Consider the following 15407-nt stretch of genomic DNA (forward strand, 5'->3'; position numbering starts at 1 on the left):
AGGAGCACGAGTGAAGCTGCTGATACTGGATGCCGGCCACTGCCTGAGCCTGGCCCTGGCTCGCGAGGCCAACCGGCGCACCGATACCGAGCTGGTCATCGACGCCGGCAGCGTGATCGATGCCGAGCGGCTCGCCGAGGTGGCGCCGGATGCGCTGGTCATCCCCCCGCTGTCGCGCCCCATCCGCGCCGCGCCGGCGGAGGTCACCGCCCACGCCGAGGCGGTGGAGCGGTGCATGGAGGTGTGCCGGGAGGCCGGGGTGGCGCTGGTGTGGTGCGTCTCCGACCAGCTCTACGAGGATGGCTTCGCCGAGCCCATCGACGAGCACGTCATCCCGCGGCCCCGGGACGAGAGCCTGCGCCGCCTGGTGACCACCGGCGATCGCATCCGCGCCGAGTGTCCGCGCCACCTGATCGTGCGGCTGGGGCCCCTGTTCGCCCTCGAGGGCGGCCATGCCTGGCTGGGAGAGCTGATCGATACCCTGGTGGCCGGGCGCGAGGTGCGCGGCGAGGCCGACGTCACCTGCTGCCCCACCTCGGCGGACGCCGTGGCCATGTCGCTGATCGGCATGCTCCAGCAGCAGCACTGCGGCGCCGAGGCCTGGGGCAGCTACCACCTGGCCGGTACCGAGCCAGTCAGCGTCTACACCTTCGTCTCCATGGTGCGTACCCAGCTCGCCACCCGGCTCGAGGGGCTCGGCGAGCGGGTCGCCCTGGGCGAGGTGAAGGCTATGCACCACCACCATGACCATCCGCTGCGCCGGGTGCTCAACTGCCGGCGGGTGCTGGAGGTATTCGGCGTCCACCAGAAACCCTGGCGGCTGGAGGTGGGGCGGATGCTCGATGCCTGGTGCGAGGCCAACCGTCGCGACCCCGAGCCGCCGGAGGAACCGTCGTCCCCATGAATGTCCTGCGCAGCCTGCTCTTCTACGTCGGCTACTTCCTGATCATGCTGGTGTGCGGGGTGCTCTTCCTGCCGCTGGCGCCGCTGCTGCCGCTCGGCAGCCGCTACCGCCTGCTCAACGTCTACAACCACCTGATCACCGCCTGGTTTCGCTGGGCGTGCGGGGTGCGCTACGAGATCCGTGGGCGCGAGCGGCTGCCCGCGGGGCCCTGCGTGATCCTGGCCAACCACCAGTGCGAGTGGGAGACCATCTACCTGCAGATCCTCAAGCCGCCGGTGTGCACCGTGCTCAAGCAGGAGCTGCTGCGCATCCCGCTGTTCGGCTGGGGGCTGCGCCTGCTGCACCCCATCGCCCTGGATCGCTCCCGTCCCGCCCGGGCCATGAAGCAGGTACTCACCCAGGGCAAGCAGCGCCTGGACGAGGGGCTCTCGGTGCTGATCTTCCCGGAGGGGACCCGGGTGGCTCCGGGGCACCGCAAGCGCTACAACAAGAGCGGGGCGGTGATCGCCTGCCGCGCCGGGGTGCCGGTGGTGCCGGTGGCCCACAACGCCGGCGAGCGCTGGCCGGGGCGCCACTGGGTCAAGAACCCGGGGCGGCTGTCGCTGGTGGTGGGGCCGCCCATCGAGACCGATGGCCGCACGCCGGAGGAGGTGCTGGTCGAGGTCGAGGCGTGGATCGAGGCGCGGCTGGCCGAGATCTCCGAGGTGCCGCGCCCGGCCGCCGCGGGGGGCGAGGCGGCTCCGCTCGAGGTGTCCGCCAGGCGCTGACACTTTGTGGCCTGGCCGCCAGGCAGGCCCCGCTGCCGCCACCCGTCGGCCACAACGAGAACGGCGCCCCGCGGGGCGCCGTTCTCGTTTCAGCCAGTCACGCTGTCTTGCTCAGTCACTGAGCTTAGCCCTCGAGCTCAGTCCTTGAACTTCTCCAGCACCAGGCAGGCGTTGGTGCCGCCGAAGCCGAAGCTGTTGGAGAGCACCCGCTCGATCTTCACGCCGTCGCGGCGCTGGGTCACGATGTCGAAGCCGTCGGCCTGCTCGTCGAGGGTCTCGACGTTGGCCGAGGCGGCGATGAAGTCGTTCTCCATCATCAGCAGCGAGTAGACCGCCTCCTGTACGCCGGTGGCGCCCAGGGAGTGGCCGGTCAGCGACTTGGTGGAGCTCATGGCCGGCGTCGTGTCGCCGAACACCTCGCGGATCGCCTTGAGCTCGGCCACGTCGCCCACCGGGGTGGAGGTGCCATGGGTGTTGATGTAGTCGATCTTGCCGTCCACCGTGGCCATGGCCTGGCCTGGCGCATGCAGCGCACCGCGCCGTCGCCGGAGGGGGCGACCATGTCGTGGCCGTCGGAGGTGGCGCCGTAGCCGACCACCTCGGCATAGATCTTCGCGCCGCGGGCGCGGGCGTGCTCCAGCTCCTCGAGCACCAGCATGCCGCCGCCGCCGGCGATGACGAAGCCGTCGCGGGCCTGGTCATAGGGGCGGGAGGCCTTGTCGGGGGTCTCGTTGTACTGGGTGGAGAGGGCGCCCATGGCGTCGAACAGGCAGGAGAGGGTCCAGTGCTCCTCCTCGCCGCCGCCGGCGAAGACGATGTCCTGCTTGCCCATCTGGATCTGCTCCATGGCGTTGCCGATGCAGTGGGCGGAGGTGGCGCAGGCCGAGGAGATCGAGTAGTTGATCCCCTTGATCTTGAAGGGCGTGGCCAGGCAGGCGGAGACGGTGCTGCCCATGGTACGGGTGACCCGGTAGGGCCCCACCCGGCGCAGGCCCTTCTCGCGCATGACGTCGGCGGCCTCGACCTGGTTGGCGCTGGAGGCGCCGCCGGAGCCGGCGATCAGGCCGGTGCGCTCGTTGGAGACCATCTCCGGGGTCAGCCCGGAGTCCTCGATGGCCTGTGCCATGCTCACATAGGCGAAGGCCGCGGCGTCGCCCATGAAGCGGCGCAGCTTGCGGTTGATCAGGGCGTCGAGGTCGATATCGACCACCCCTGCCACCTGGCTGCGGAAGCCGCGCTCGGCGTACTCCTCCTTGAAACGGATACCGGAACGCCCTTCCTTGAGCGCCTCGAGAACGGCCTGACGGTCATTGCCCAGACAGGACACGATACCCAGGCCGGTGACTACCACTCGTCGCATGGAAGCCTCCTGATTCAGAAGTTCGCGGTGGAGGTGAACAGGCCCACGCGCAGGTCGGTGGCCTGGTAGATATCGCGGCCATCGACCGACACGGTGCCGTCGGCGATACCGAGGATCAGGCGCCGGGTGATGATGCGCTTGATATCGATCTTGTAGGTGACCTTCTTGGCATCGGGCAGGATCTGGCCGGTGAACTTCACCTCGCCACAGCCCAGGGCGCGGCCGCGGCCGGGGTTGCCGAGCCAGCCCAGATAGAAGCCGACCAGCTGCCACATGGCGTCAAGGCCCAGGCAGCCGGGCATCACCGGGTCGCCGGGGAAGTGGCAGTCGAAGAACCACAGGTCGGGGTGGATATCCAGCTCGGCGATCAGCTCGCCCTTGCCGAAGTCACCGCCATCCTCGTAGATGCGGGTGATGCGGTCGAGCATCAGCATGTTGGGGGCAGGCAGCTGGGCATTGCCGGGGCCGAACAGCTCGCCGCGGGAGCAGGCCAGCAGTTCTTCGCGATCAAAGGAGTGTTGCTTGGTCACTGGGTCATTCCGAAGGTCGAAGTTATTGTGCACGGCAGGCGACAGGGCGCCGCCAGGCGACTGGCGTTAAGTCTACTGTCCGCGCAGGGGGAATGCACGCCGAGTGCCCATCTCCGACGTCAGCGTGGAATGGCCGGGTGCCCCGAAGGGGTACAGTAAACGTCCGTTCTGCCGATAGGCTGATGAGCCCTACCCATATCACCCATGAGTCGACCAACGCCATGTGGCCACCCTTCTCCCTAACCGCCCGCTGCTGTGGGTGGGCCTGGTCGGCCTCACGGCGACCCTCTGGCTGCCCGATCTGCTCCTGCGCGGCGTGGCCCTGACGCTGGTGGCGGTCGGCCTGGCGGATGCCTGGCGGCAGGTGCGCCGCGAGCACCAGCACGCCCGGCTGGGCCAGGAGGCGCTGGCGCTGACCGAGGATGGCGTCATCATCACCGACGCCGCCAACCGGATCCTCGCCGTCAACCCCGCCTTCACCCGCATCACCGGCTTCAGCTTCGAGGAGGTGCGCGGCCGCAATGCCACCTCGCTGGCGGCCCCGCGCCACGACACCGCCTTCTTCGAGCGCTACTGGCAGACTCTGCAGGCCACCGGGCGCTGGGAGGGGGAGATGTGAAACCGGCGCAAGCACGGTGACGAGTACCCCGAGTGGCTGCGCGTGCGGGCCATCAGCGATGCCAGCGGGCGGCTCAGCCACCATGTTTGCCTGTTCACCGACATCTCGATGCACAAGGCGCGTGAGCGCGACCTGCGTCGGATCGGCTTCGAGGATCCCCTCACCGGCCTGCCGAATCGGCGGCGCCTCCATGACCTGATGGCCTCGCGGCTGCGCCACCTGCGCGCCGGGGAGAGCCTCGACATCGCGCTGGTCGACATCGACGGCTTCAAGGCGATCAACGACGCCCTCGGCGTGGAGCAGGGCGACCGGCTGCTGGCGCGCTTCGGCCAGCGCCTGGCCCACCACGTGGCCGGCGGCGTGGTGGGGCGCTTGGGCGGCGACGAGTTCATGGTGATCCGCACCACCACCTTCGACGATCACGACAAGTGGGTCGCCGGCCTCCACGCTCACCTCGCCGAGCCCTTCGAGCTGCAGGGGCACTCGCTGCGCCTGGGGCTCACCATCGGCAGCTGCCGCGCCCCCGAGGATGGCCGCGAGTCCGATACCCTCTTCCAGCGCCTGGAGTCGGCGCTCTACTCCGCCAAGCGCCATGGGCGCAATCACAGCCAGCGCTTCCGCCCCGCCCTGGACGTGCAGGAGAGCCCGCAGCTGGGGCTGGTCAACGACCTGCGCCACGCCCTGGCCGTCGGCGCCCAGCTGGAGCTGCACTATCAGGGGCAGCACCGCCTGGACGACGGCAGCCTGGTGGGCTGGGAGGCCCTGCTGCGCTGGCGCCACCCCCGGGACGGGCTGATCTCACCGGCCGACTTCATCCCCCTGGCCGAGCGCCACGGCCTGATGGCCTCGCTGGGCAACTGGGTGATCGACGAGGCGCTGGCCTGCCAGGCGCGCTGGCGCCGGCTGGGGATGCCCGAGCTGCCGGTGTGGATCAACGTCTCCGCGCTGCAGATGTTCCAGGGCGAGCTGGAGTCGGCGCTCAGCGCGGGGCTGGCCCGCCACGGGGTGCCGGCGCGGCTGCTGGGGCTGGAGATCACCGAGTCGGTGCTGCTCGACGAGCGCGCCGGCGACATCGCCCCGCGCCTGGAGGCGCTGCGCGCGCTGGGGCACCCCGTCGCCATCGACGATTTCGGCACCGGCTACTCGTCGCTGGGCTATCTCAAGAAATTGCTGCTGGACAAGCTCAAGCTCGACCGCGCCTTCATTCACGCCCTGCCCGGCGACCGCGCCGATGCCGCCATCGTCACCGCGGTGCTGGCCATGGCCCGGGGGCTGGACCTGGAGGTGATCGCCGAGGGGGTCGAGACCGAGGCGCAGCGTGACTTCCTGCGGGCCGCGGGCTGCGATCTGGTTCAGGGCTTCCTCTATGCGCGGCCGGAGCCGGCCGCCGCCCTCGAGGCGCGCCGTCAGCCGCAGGGGTCAGGCGCGGGAGCGCTCGCCGTGGCCGAGGCGAACGGTTAACCACAGGCAGAGCAGCCCCCACACCAGCGCCTGCGCGGGCAGCAGCCAGGGGGCGAGGGTCACATCGGCGAGGCGGGCGCCGGCGTAGTAGGAGAAGGGGCCGCTGATGGCGCCGCCCAGCACGGCGAGCCAGGGGCGCTGCCACAGCCAGGCCAGGGAGTGGTGGAGCAGGGTGGCGAAGAGCGGCCACAGCAGCCACAGCCAGAGCGGCAGCACCCCGAAGGCGAGCGGCTGGTCGCCGAACTCGAAGCCGCCGGCCAGCGTGAGCCCACCGTCCACCGCCAGCCCCAGCGCCGCGAAGCCGGCCAGCCAGCGCCACTCGCCGGGCCGCGCCTGCCAGGCCAGGTGAAGGCCCAGGAGGAGAGCGGCGGCCGGCACCGCGACCCAGGAGCCCCCCAGCACGCAGGCCAGCCAGCCCAGCTCGAAGGCCGCCAGGTTGAGCAGGCTGCGCCGGGTGGCGGGCTGGCGCAGGGCCGAGACCATGGCCATGCCTCAGTGGCTGCCGGTCAGCGGAGCGGGGCGTGCGCCAGGCTTGGCCAGCAGCAGGTGGCAGGTGCCGATGCTGCGCTCCAGGAAACCGCCCTCGCAGTAGCAGAGGTAGTAGCGCCACATGCGGATGAAGCGCTCGTCATAGCCCAGCTTGCGCACCCGCTCGAGGTTGGCCTCGAAGCGGTGGCGCCATTCGCGCAGGGTGCGCGCGTAGTGGGTGCCGATCTCGTCCAGGGACAGCACGTTCATCGAGGTGCGCCGGGCCAGGCCGTCGAGGATGGCGCGGTGGGAGGGCAGGAAGCCGCCCGGGAAGATGTAGCGCTTGATGAAGTCCATCTCGCGCTTGGCCGCCTCGAAGCGCTGGTCGCGGATGGTGATGGCCTGCAGCATGGCCAGGCCATCGTCGGCCAGCAGGCGGTCCAGGGTGGCCAGGTAGGTGTCCAGGTACTGGTGCCCCACCGCCTCGATCATCTCCACCGAGATCAGCCGATCGAAACGCCCCTCGAGCTCCCGATAGTCCTGCTTGAGCAGGGTGATGCGATCCCCGAGTCCCTCCTCCTCGATGCGCCGCGCGGTATGGGCGTACTGCTCCTCGGAGATGGTGGTGGTGGTGACCCGGCAGCCGCGGGTGCGCGCGGCGTGGATGGCCAGTCCCCCCCAGCCGGTGCCGATCTCCAGCAGGTGGTGCTCGGGCCGCACGTCGAGGCGGTCCAGCATCAGGTCCAGCTTGAAGGTGGAGGCCTCCTCCAGGCTCGCCTCCGGGTAGGGGAAGACGGCGCTGGAGTACATCAGGTGGCGTGCGTCCAGGAAGGTGGCGAAGAGTTCGTTGCCGATGTCGTAGTGGGCGGCGATGTTGCGCCGCGAGCCCTTGAGGCTGTTGCGCTGCAGGCGATAGAGCGCGGAGAGCAGCCAGCGGCCCAGGCGGGCGGTGCCGTTCTCCATCTCGCCGTTGACCCGTTCCAGGTTGGCGGCGAGCAGCTGCACCAGGGCCACCAGATCATCGGTATCCCAGTCCCCGTCCATATAGGCCTCGGCGGCGCCCACGGCGCCGCCCAGCGCCAGGCGCTTCCAGGCGCGGCTGTCGCGCACCACCAGGGTGACCTTCAGGGGGCCACCCTGGCCCAGCTGGTGGCGGCGGTGCCCCTCGATCAGGGTCACCTGGCCGCCCTCCAGGCGGTCGAGCTGGTCGAGCAGCCGGGGGCGCAGCCAGCGGGTCAGGCGGTCGGCCTCCTCCACGAGGGGGCGGGTGGTGCTTGCAGAGCGCAGGGTGTTCACGTGGACCTCTCCTTGCGGGAACTCGGGTCTGGGCCGGGGTGGTCGTGGATCGGCACGCGCTTGAGCCACAGGCGCAGGGCCTCGAAGTGGATGCCGGCCAGGGTCTTGAGACTGATCCAGGGCTGGCGTGCCAGGGTGGCGAGCAGCACGCCCCGGGTCGCCGGCCGGGCCTCCAGGGTCAGGGTGGCGTCGAAGTGGCACGCCTCGCCCTGCCAGGTCTCCATGTGCATCAGCAGGCGCTCTTCCGGAGTGTTGAAGCGCCAGCGGTAGACCATGTCCATGGGGTTGAAGGGCGAGACGTGCATCGCCTTGTCGAAGGTCGCCTGGTGGACGCGGCGAGCCGGCTCCACCGCGCAGGCGTAGCGCATGCGCTCGCCCCAGGGCACGTTGGTCACCTCGCCGAGCACGGCGCGCAGCTCGCCTTCGGCATCGAAGGCGTAATAGAGCGAGATCGGGTTGAAGCCGACGCCGAAGGTGCGCAGCTGGGTCAGCAGGCAGATGCGGCCATCGGGGGCGAAGCCCAACTGGCGCTCCAGCTCCTCGCGTACCGCCTGCTTGAGGGGGCGGTCATGGGGGGTGAGCTCGCCCTTGAGGTCGTCCTTGAGATCGTCCTTGAGATAGTCCTTGAGATAGTCCTCGCGCCGGAAGCGTGCCAGCGCCGGGCGCCGGGCGCTGAAGCCGGGCACCCCGTCGAAGAGCCCGGGAAGCTCGTCCAGGTCCAGCCAGGCCATCCACACCTGGTAGGAGAAGGCGTGGTGGCGCGGCAGGAAGCGCCGGTGGCGCAGGCTGCCGCGATAGATTCGCGAGCGGGGCGCGTGGCTCATGCCGCGCTGCCCTCGAGGGAGGCGGGCGCCGCCGCGGGCACGCCTGCCACCAGGCTCGGCCCCTCCTCGTCGCAGCCCAGGCCACGGGCCACCCGCAGCGCGCTCCACACCCCATCCTCGTGGAAGCCGTTGCGCCAGTAGGCGCCGCAGTAGTGGGTGCGGAAGGCGGGACCCGAGATCTCGGCGTGGCGCGCCTTGGCCGCCTCGCCGGCCAGGGTGAACTGGGGGTGGGCGTAGGTGAAGCGTCCCAGCACCTTGTCCGGGTCGATGGCGTCACCATCGTTGAGGGTGACGCAGAAGGTGTGGGGCGCCGCCAGGCGCTGGAGGATGTTCATGTCATAGGTCACCGAGATGCGCTCGTCGGCGCCGCGCCCGTCGAGGCGGTAGTTCCAGCTCGCCCAGGCGCGCCGCCGGCGGGGCAGCAGGCGCGTATCGGTGTGCAGCACCACCTCGTTGTCCTGGTAGGGCAGCGCGGCGAGGACCTCGCGCTCGGTGGGCGTCGGGTCCTCCAGCAGGGCCAGGGCCTGGTCGGCGTGGCAGGCCAGCACCACCTCGTCGAAGCGCTCGGTGCCGGCAGCGGTGTGCAGCTCGACCCCGTCGACCAGGCGGCGGATGCCCTGCACCGGCGTCGAGAGCCGGATGCGGTCGGCGTAGGGGGCGGTGAGCGCCGGGATATAGCTCCGTGAGCCACCCACCAGGGTGTACCACTGGGGGCGGTCGTTCACCGACAACAGGCCGTGGTGGCGGAAGAAGCGCACGAAGAACTGCAGCGGGAAGTCGCGCAGGTCCTGCAGGCTCGCCGACCAGATGGCGGCTCCCATGGGCAGCAGGTAGTGGCGCTGGAAGGCGTCATTGTAGCCGTTGGTCTCGAGCCACTCGCCGAGGGTCATGGCCGGGTCCAGGGTGCCGGCCTCCAGCGCCCGGGTCGCCTCGCGGTTGAAGCGCAGGATGTCGCGCAGCAGGCGGTAGAAGCTCGGGCGCAGCAGGTTGCGACGCTGGGCGAAGAGGCTCGCCAGGGTGTGGCCGTTGTACTCGAAGTCTCGTGCTGTCTCGTGCACCGAGAAGCTCATCTCGGTGGGCTGGGAGGGCACCCCGAGTTGCGCCAGCAGGCGCCGGAAGTGGGGGTAGGTCCAGTCGTTGAAGACGATGAAGCCGGTATCGATCGCGTAGTGCCTGCCGTCCAGCTCGACATCCACGGTGGCGGTGTGGCCGCCCAGGCGGTCGGCGGCCTCGAAGAGGGTCACCTGGTGGCGGCCGGAGAGGTACCAGGCGGCGGCCATGCCGCCGATGCCGCTGCCGATCACGGCGATGCGGCGGGAGGGCTCCGGCGCCCCGGGGTGGCGATGGAAGGCGGTCATGGAGCGGTCTCCGTGGTGGTGGCCGTGCGCACCAGGCGCAGGCCCAGGCGGTGGCGCAGCGCCGGGGGCAGGATGCCCATCAGCTTCACCAGCAGGGTGAAGCGGCGCGGGAAGTGGATGTCCAGGCGGCGGCGGGCGAGCCCGTCGAGGATCGCTTCGGCGGCCTGGTCGGCCTCGATGCGCAGCGGCATCGCGAAGTCGTTGCGATCGGTGAGCGGAGTCTTCACGAAGCCGGGGTGGATCAGGCTGACGCCGATGCCCTCGCCGTGGAGGTCCAGGCGCAGGGCCTCGAGGAAGTGGCTGAGCGCCGCCTTGGAGGCGCCGTAGGCCTCGGCGCGGGGCAGCGGCAGATAGGCCGCGGCGCTGGAGGTGGCGGCGAGCAGCGGCCGGCCGCCCTCGGCGCGGGCCCGGCGCAAGAGCGGCAGGGCCGCATCGATGCAGTAAACGGCGCCGTGGAAGTTCGGGGCGAAGACCCGCTCCACCAGGTCGACGTCGAACCGGCCGGCCTCCAGGTATTCGCAGGTGCCGGCATTGAGCAGCGCCAGGTCGAGGCCACCGAACGCCTCGGCGATCCGCTCGCCGGCGCGGGCCACCGCGGCGCGGTCGCTCACGTCCAGGGGCAGCAGCAGGGCGTTGTCGCGCCCGGCGGCCAGCGCCTCGAGGTCGGCCTCGCCCCGGGCGCTGAGCGCGACCCGGTGGCCATCGGCCAGCAGGCGCTCGGCGAGGGCGCGGCCGATGCCGGAGGTGGCGCCGGTGAGCCAGATGCGCTGGGTGCCGGATAGGGACATGCAACCTCCAGTGATCGGCGTCCTGCTGCCGGGGTGGCCGCCGGGGTTCCGTCAGCCGTCGAGTCGTCGTTTCACCAGGCGGATGGCGCCGCCGAGCAGCGGCAGGCGCTCGTAGAGCATGGCGCCGGCGTCGAAGTAGTCCTGGTGCCGGGCCACCCGGCCATCCGCAGCGAAGGTCAGGTGCGAACAGCCCGATACCCGTATCTCGCGCCCCCCATCGAGCCGCGGATGGGTCAGGTGCATGGTCCAGGTGGCGAAGGCCTGATCGCCCGAACGCTGTCGCTCGTGAAAGTCGAAGCGGCACGCTGTCACGTTCTCGTACAGGGTCGCGAAGTAGCGTTCCAGGGCTCTTGCGCCCTCTATCCGGTGAAGCGGGTCTATAAAGAGCACATCGGGAGTATAGAACTCGTAGAGATCTTTTGTACAGCTCTTGTCTGGCTTATTGAAGAAGGCGCAGAAGGCCTCCAGCCGCTGGTCTGCTGTCGCTGCCATGGGGAGCTCCTGAATCGGTCGTTACCGCGGTGTCAGTCGGCCTTCAGCGCCTTGAAGGCGTCGAGGGCCCGTGCCCGTGCCGCCTTGTGGTCGACGATGGGGGCGGGGTAGTCGACGCCGCCGAGCAGGTCACGGGGCGGCGCGTGGCGGGCCTTCGCTGGCAGCCCGGCCAGCGCCGGCAGCCACTCGGCCAGGAAGGTGCCCTCGGGGTCGAACCGTTGGGACTGGGTGGTGGGGTTGAAGATGCGAAAGTAAGGGGCAGCGTCGGTGCCGGTGGAGGCGGCCCACTGCCAGCCGCCGTTGTTGGCGCAGAACTCGCCGTCCACCAGATGGCGCAGGAAGAAGGCCTCGCCGCGGCGCCAGTCGATCAGCAGGTGTTTCGAGAGGAACATGGCGGTGATCATGCGCAGGCGGTTGTGCATCCAGCCGGTGGCGACGAGCTGGCGCATGGCGGCATCGACGATGGGGTAGCCGGTGCGCCCCTCGCACCAGGCGGTAAAGCCCTCGTCGTCGTCGCGCCAGGCCAGCGCCTCGGTATGAGCCTGGAAGGGGCGGTGGCGGCACACCTGGGGGAAGCCCACCGCCACGTGGCGGTAGAACTCGCGCCACACCAGTTCGTTGACCCAGGCCACCAGGCCGGCATCGCCCTCGGCGAGGCTGCCGTCGTTCTCGGCCAGCACCGCCTGCAGGCACTGGCGGTGGGAGATCATGCCCAGCGCCAGGTAGGGGGAGAGCTCGCTGGTGCCGCGGATCGCCGGAAAGTCGCGCTGCTTCGCGTAGTAGCGGCCACGGAAGCGGCAGAAAGAAAGCGCTCCAGGCGGTCGGCGGCGGGGCCTTCGCCGGCGGGCCACTGGCGGCCGTCGATGGGCGCATCCTCGAGCTCGGGCAGCGCGGGGAGCGGGTCGCTGGCGATGCCGGTCTCCGGGGGGGGGGCGGGGGTGTCGGCCAGCGCCAGGCGCTCCGCCGTCAGCTGGCGATGCCAGCTCTTCGCGAGGGGGGGGTGAAGACGCCATAATAGTCGCCCTTGCCGGTGAGCAGCTCCCCCGGGGCGAAGGCCACGCTGTCGTGGTGGCCATGGGCCTCGAGCCCGGCATCACGGAAGGCGGCGAGCACGGCGGCGTCGCGGCGCTGCTCGTCCAGCGGGTATTCGTGGTTGAAGTGCAGGGCGCTGGCGCCGGTCTCCCGGGCGATGGCCATCAGCGCCGCCGGGGACTCGCTGAAGTCCTCGATGTCGCGGTGCAGCAGCGGGATGTTGAGCCCCGCGAGGGCCTCCCCGAGGGCGGCCACGCCCCGGGCGCGGAAGTCGAGCGGGCTGGCGCCGTGGCCGTGGCGCCGCCAGTGGGGCAAGGCGCGTAGGAAGACGGCGACCACCGGGCCGCGGGCGGCGGCCGCGGCCAGGGCGCGGTTGTCCTGCACGCGCAGGTCGCTGCGAAACCACATCAGGGTCAGGGGCATGGCGGACCTACCTCGACAGCGGGGGCATCAGGTCGCCGAGCCGCGCCATCGCCAGGCCCAGGTCGTCGCCCAGCACCGCGACGCCGCTCTCCGTCAGGTTGGCCTCGCGGATGCGGGCCACCGGGCCGCACAGCGTCAGCGGGACCTCGAGCTGCTCGGCCAGGCGCGGCAGCTGGCGGCGCACCAGGTCGCTGCGTCCGGCGTGGCTGCCGGTCATCAGCACGCCGGCGGCGCCCAGCGCCTCCACCGCCAGGGGCAGCTCGCCGAAGGGCAGCGGCGTGTCCAGCAGCGACACCCGATAGCCGCGATCGCTGGCCGCCAGGGCGGCCAGCAGCTGCCACAAAGTGCCGGGGTCGTCGGGCAGCGGCACCATCAGCAGCACCGGGCCCGGCGCCTGGCCGTTGGCGTGGTAGAGGCGGGTGCCGATGCGGGTGCGCAGGAAGGCCTCCAGGCTGAGGCGCTGCAGGGTATCGCCGAGCCGCTCGCCCCAGCGCTCCTCGAGCGCCTGCACCACGGGCGCCCACAGCTCGGCGAGGCACACCGCCACCGGATAGAGCGAGAGCGACTGGGCGTAGAGGGTCTCCAGGCGTGCCAGGTCCAGGGCCTCCACCGCGGTGACCAGCTGCGCGCGCTGGCCCGGCCAGTCGCTGGCGTCGGCCGGCGGGGCCTCGCTGGCCTCGGGGCGGTCGAGCAGCTCGCCCACCTGGCTGACCGGCACGCCGCGGTTGAGCCACTGCAGGATCTGCTCCACCCGCTCGATGTCTTCCCGGGCGTAGAGGCGGTGCCCCTTGGGGGTGCGCTGGGGCTTGATCAGCCCGTAGCGTCGCTCCCAGGCGCGCAGCGTCACCGAGTTCACGCCGGTGATGCGGGAGACCTCGCGGATCGGGTAGAGGGGCGTATCGCCGGCGTGCTGTGAGTGGTCGTTCATGGCGTGCAGGACCTCCCGATCCTGGAGGCAGTGGGTGTCTGGGCGGATGACATGGCGAACTCCTGTCACGGTCGGTTCAGGTGGCGTCGGCCACCAGGGCCTCGCCGAGATGGTGGCCGGAGAGCCAGGCGTCCTCGACCCGCGGGCCGCGCCAGCCGTCGCCGCACAGCGCCAGGCCGCTGGCCGAGAGGCGGTAGTCGCGGTTGACGGCCTCGCCGGTGGCGAAGACGTCGGGTTGGGCGTAGCGCCAGCGATGGGCGCCCAGCGCGCTGGGCGCCGGCAGCCGGACGCCTTCGGGCAGCGCCTGCTGGAAGGCCTCGAGCAGCGCCTCGACGACGGTCTCGGGGCTGTCCTCCAGGCGCGCCTCGCTCCACTCGAGGTTGGCCAGCAGGCTCAGGCTCTCGCCCTGCGCCTGGCGCCCGGGCTTGAGCTGGTTGCGGGTGACGAAGCGTAGCCGCGCGTCGGCCAGGCGCACCGCCTGCCAGTCGGCATCGACCCCGGGCAGCGCCGGCAGGGGGGCATCGAACAGCGCCCAGGCGGCCCAGCAGGGGCGCTGGATCACCCCCTCGCAGGCCTCGGCCAGGGTGGCGTCGTGAGGTGCCACCAGGGGGTGGGCCTGGGGGGAGGGTGTGCTGATCACCACCCGGGCGAAGGGGCCGTGGTGCGCGCCATGCTCGTCCACCAGCTGCCACGCCCCGGCGCTGCCCTCGAGGCGCTCGATGCGCGTTGCGGCCTGCAGCGTCAGCCCCTCGGCCAGGTGGCGGGTCACGGCGCTCACGCGCGGCGCACCGCACAGGCGCTCCAGGTCATCCTCGTGGCGCGCCCAGCGCCCCTCCTGGGCCGACCACAGCGAGGTGGGCCAGGGGGCGATGCAGCCGGCCTTTCGCCACGCCGCCACGGCGCGGCGAAAGGCGGGGTCGCGGACGCTGAAGAACTGGGCCCCCAGGTCGAGCACCGCCTCGGGCAGGCGACGGCTGGACATTCGCCCGCCGGCGCCGCGCGCCTTGTCGAACAGGGTCACCGGCAGGCCGGCGGCATCCAGCGCCCGGGCGCAGGCCAGGCCGGCGATGCCGGCCCCGATGATGGCGGTAGCAGGAGGGGGATCAGAGCGCATGGCAGCGTCACTCTTGGTGGTTTTCAGCTAGACTAGCAGAAGTGTACAACAGCTGTATAACCTATGGCAGATACCCGTCATCCATTAGACGTCATTACAGGTAACAGGAGAGCGCGATGCGAGTGCTGATCACCGGCGGCAGCGGATTCGTGGGGCAGCGGCTGTGCCAGCGCCTGGTCGAGGCGGGACACCGGCTGCTGGTGGTGTCGCGGGACCCGGCGGCGGTGAAAGGGCGACTGCCCGCGGGGGCGGACATTCGCCGCTCGGTGCTGGATTTCGTGGACACCCCGCCGGACGCCATCGACAACCTGGCCGGCGAATCCATCGCCGCCCGGCGCTGGAGCGATGACCAGAAGCAGCGGCTGATCGACTCGCGGGTCAACATCACCCGCGACCTGGTGATCCTCTGCGAGCAGCTCAAGGCCAGCGGCAGCGGAGCGCCTCGGGTGATGGTGTCGGGCTCGGCCATGGGCTACTACGGCGACCAGGAGGGGCGCGAGGTCAGCGAAGAGACGCCGCCCCACGACGAGTTTGCCCACCGGCTCTGCAAGCGCTGGGAAGACACCGCCCGCGAGGCGGCCGACTTCGGCACCCGGGTGGTGCTGCTGCGCATCGGCCTGGTGCTCGACAGCGGCGGCGGCAGCCTGCAGAAGATGCTGCCCCCCTTCAAGTTCGGGCTGGGGGGACGCTTCGGCACGGGCCAGCAGTTCATGCCCTGGATCCATCGCGAGGACCTGGTGCGGGCGATCCTCTTCCTGCTCGACAACGACGAGCTCGAGGGCCCCTTCAACGGCAGCGCCCCTCATCCGGTGACCAACGCCGAGTTCACCCGCACCCTGGCCAAGCAGCTCAGGCGCCCGGCCATCTTCCCGGTGCCGGCCATCGTGCTGGAGACCGCCTTCGGCGAGATGTCGCGGCTGCTGCTCACCGGCGCCGACATGCGCCCGAAGCGCCTTCAGGAGGAGGGCTTCCAGTTCCGCTTCGAGACCCTGGAAGCCGCCCTGGCGGATATTCTGGGCTGAAGGCCTGTCGGCGGAACAGCC

General features: G+C 71.0%; 12 protein-coding genes and 3 pseudogenes. 4 read left to right on the forward strand and 11 right to left on the reverse strand.

Going from position 1 to position 15407, the window contains the following annotated elements:
• Window positions 1-10 precede the first annotated feature (10 nt).
• Both B6N23_RS11710 and B6N23_RS11715 read left to right on the forward strand, forming a co-directional pair.
• On the forward strand, window positions 11-904 hold the full coding sequence (locus B6N23_RS11710; RefSeq protein ID WP_302139668.1) for a sugar nucleotide-binding protein: 894 nt from the start codon (window positions 11-13) through the stop codon (window positions 902-904).
• Window positions 901-1671 (forward strand): lysophospholipid acyltransferase family protein, encoded by a 771-nt coding sequence (locus B6N23_RS11715; RefSeq protein ID WP_302139667.1) that lies wholly within the window; start codon window positions 901-903, stop codon window positions 1669-1671. The genes B6N23_RS11710 and B6N23_RS11715 overlap by 4 nt, the downstream gene beginning before the upstream one ends.
• 137 nt (window positions 1672-1808) lie before the next feature.
• Here B6N23_RS11715 and fabB read toward each other — a convergent pair.
• Together fabB and fabA are read right to left on the reverse strand one after the other, a co-directional pair.
• Window positions 1809-3031: pseudogene (gene fabB / locus B6N23_RS11720) on the reverse strand (beta-ketoacyl-ACP synthase I).
• A 14-nt stretch (window positions 3032-3045) separates the two neighbouring features.
• Complete coding sequence (fabA, locus tag B6N23_RS11725; RefSeq protein WP_119022599.1) at window positions 3046-3561, reverse strand: 3-hydroxyacyl-[acyl-carrier-protein] dehydratase FabA; 516 nt, start codon at window positions 3559-3561, stop codon at window positions 3046-3048.
• Between the two features lie 221 nt (window positions 3562-3782).
• Here fabA and B6N23_RS11730 point away from each other — a divergent pair.
• Window positions 3783-5641: pseudogene (locus B6N23_RS11730) on the forward strand (putative bifunctional diguanylate cyclase/phosphodiesterase).
• Here B6N23_RS11730 and B6N23_RS11735 read toward each other — a convergent pair.
• The 9 genes and pseudogenes from B6N23_RS11735 to B6N23_RS11775 all read right to left on the reverse strand — a co-directional run bounded on the left by B6N23_RS11735 (window position 5600) and on the right by B6N23_RS11775 (window position 14364).
• Entirely contained in the window at window positions 5600-6130 is a 531-nt protein-coding gene (locus B6N23_RS11735; protein WP_379688504.1) for a DUF2878 domain-containing protein, read from the reverse strand. The pseudogene B6N23_RS11730 and the gene B6N23_RS11735 overlap by 42 nt on opposite strands.
• Before the next feature lie 3 nt (window positions 6131-6133).
• A complete protein-coding gene (locus B6N23_RS11740; RefSeq protein ID WP_305499107.1) occupies window positions 6134-7405 on the reverse strand; it encodes an SAM-dependent methyltransferase in 1272 nt (423 codons plus the stop codon).
• On the reverse strand, window positions 7402-8229 hold the full coding sequence (locus B6N23_RS11745) for a DUF1365 domain-containing protein (protein WP_305499108.1): 828 nt from the start codon (window positions 8227-8229) through the stop codon (window positions 7402-7404). The genes B6N23_RS11740 and B6N23_RS11745 overlap by 4 nt, the downstream gene beginning before the upstream one ends.
• Window positions 8226-9587, reverse strand: a complete 1362-nt coding sequence (locus B6N23_RS11750; protein ID WP_305499110.1) for an NAD(P)/FAD-dependent oxidoreductase — start codon at window positions 9585-9587, stop codon at window positions 8226-8228. Before B6N23_RS11750 ends, B6N23_RS11745 begins: the two co-directional genes overlap by 4 nt.
• Window positions 9584-10375 (reverse strand): SDR family NAD(P)-dependent oxidoreductase, encoded by a 792-nt coding sequence (locus tag B6N23_RS11755; protein WP_305499112.1) that lies wholly within the window; start codon window positions 10373-10375, stop codon window positions 9584-9586. The genes B6N23_RS11750 and B6N23_RS11755 overlap by 4 nt, the downstream gene beginning before the upstream one ends.
• Window positions 10376-10426: 51 nt before the next feature.
• Window positions 10427-10867 (reverse strand): nuclear transport factor 2 family protein, encoded by a 441-nt coding sequence (locus tag B6N23_RS11760; protein WP_305499114.1) that lies wholly within the window; start codon window positions 10865-10867, stop codon window positions 10427-10429.
• Window positions 10868-10899: 32 nt separating this feature from the next.
• Window positions 10900-12322: pseudogene (gene phrB / locus B6N23_RS11765) on the reverse strand (deoxyribodipyrimidine photo-lyase).
• A 7-nt stretch (window positions 12323-12329) separates the two neighbouring features.
• Window positions 12330-13250, reverse strand: coding sequence for a MerR family transcriptional regulator (locus B6N23_RS11770; RefSeq protein WP_379686265.1), 921 nt, complete (start codon window positions 13248-13250; stop codon window positions 12330-12332).
• Window positions 13251-13326: 76 nt separating this feature from the next.
• The gene (locus B6N23_RS11775) at window positions 13327-14364 is read right to left on the reverse strand and encodes an NAD(P)/FAD-dependent oxidoreductase (protein ID WP_305499116.1); all 1038 of its coding nucleotides are present in this window, start codon (window positions 14362-14364) and stop codon (window positions 13327-13329) included.
• A gap of 116 nt (window positions 14365-14480) precedes the next feature.
• Between B6N23_RS11775 and B6N23_RS11780 the strand changes: the two genes are divergently transcribed.
• The gene (locus B6N23_RS11780; protein ID WP_305499119.1) at window positions 14481-15386 is read left to right on the forward strand and encodes a TIGR01777 family oxidoreductase; all 906 of its coding nucleotides are present in this window, start codon (window positions 14481-14483) and stop codon (window positions 15384-15386) included.
• The last annotated feature ends 21 nt before the right edge of the window (window positions 15387-15407 follow it).

Origin of the sequence: Halomonas alkalicola, from assembly GCF_030704205.1 — a bacterium.
GTDB lineage: Bacteria > Pseudomonadota > Gammaproteobacteria > Pseudomonadales > Halomonadaceae > Halomonas > Halomonas alkalicola.

Bases quoted from the DNA above. Each gene is read 5' to 3' on its own strand.
- B6N23_RS11775 (WP_305499116.1), bottom strand. From the start codon at position 14,364: ATGCGCTCTGATCCCCCTCCTGCTACCGCCATCATCGGGGCCGGCATC.
- B6N23_RS11780 (WP_305499119.1), top strand. From the start codon at position 14,481: ATGCGAGTGCTGATCACCGGCGGCAGCGGATTCGTGGGGCAGCGGCTG.
- B6N23_RS11745 (WP_305499108.1), bottom strand. From the start codon at position 8,229: ATGAGCCACGCGCCCCGCTCGCGAATCTATCGCGGCAGCCTGCGCCAC.
- B6N23_RS11755 (WP_305499112.1), bottom strand. From the start codon at position 10,375: ATGTCCCTATCCGGCACCCAGCGCATCTGGCTCACCGGCGCCACCTCC.
- B6N23_RS11715 (WP_302139667.1), top strand. From the start codon at position 901: ATGAATGTCCTGCGCAGCCTGCTCTTCTACGTCGGCTACTTCCTGATC.
- B6N23_RS11760 (WP_305499114.1), bottom strand. From the start codon at position 10,867: ATGGCAGCGACAGCAGACCAGCGGCTGGAGGCCTTCTGCGCCTTCTTC.
- B6N23_RS11750 (WP_305499110.1), bottom strand. From the start codon at position 9,587: ATGACCGCCTTCCATCGCCACCCCGGGGCGCCGGAGCCCTCCCGCCGC.
- B6N23_RS11735 (WP_379688504.1), bottom strand. From the start codon at position 6,130: ATGGCCATGGTCTCGGCCCTGCGCCAGCCCGCCACCCGGCGCAGCCTG.
- B6N23_RS11770 (WP_379686265.1), bottom strand. From the start codon at position 13,250: ATGAACGACCACTCACAGCACGCCGGCGATACGCCCCTCTACCCGATC.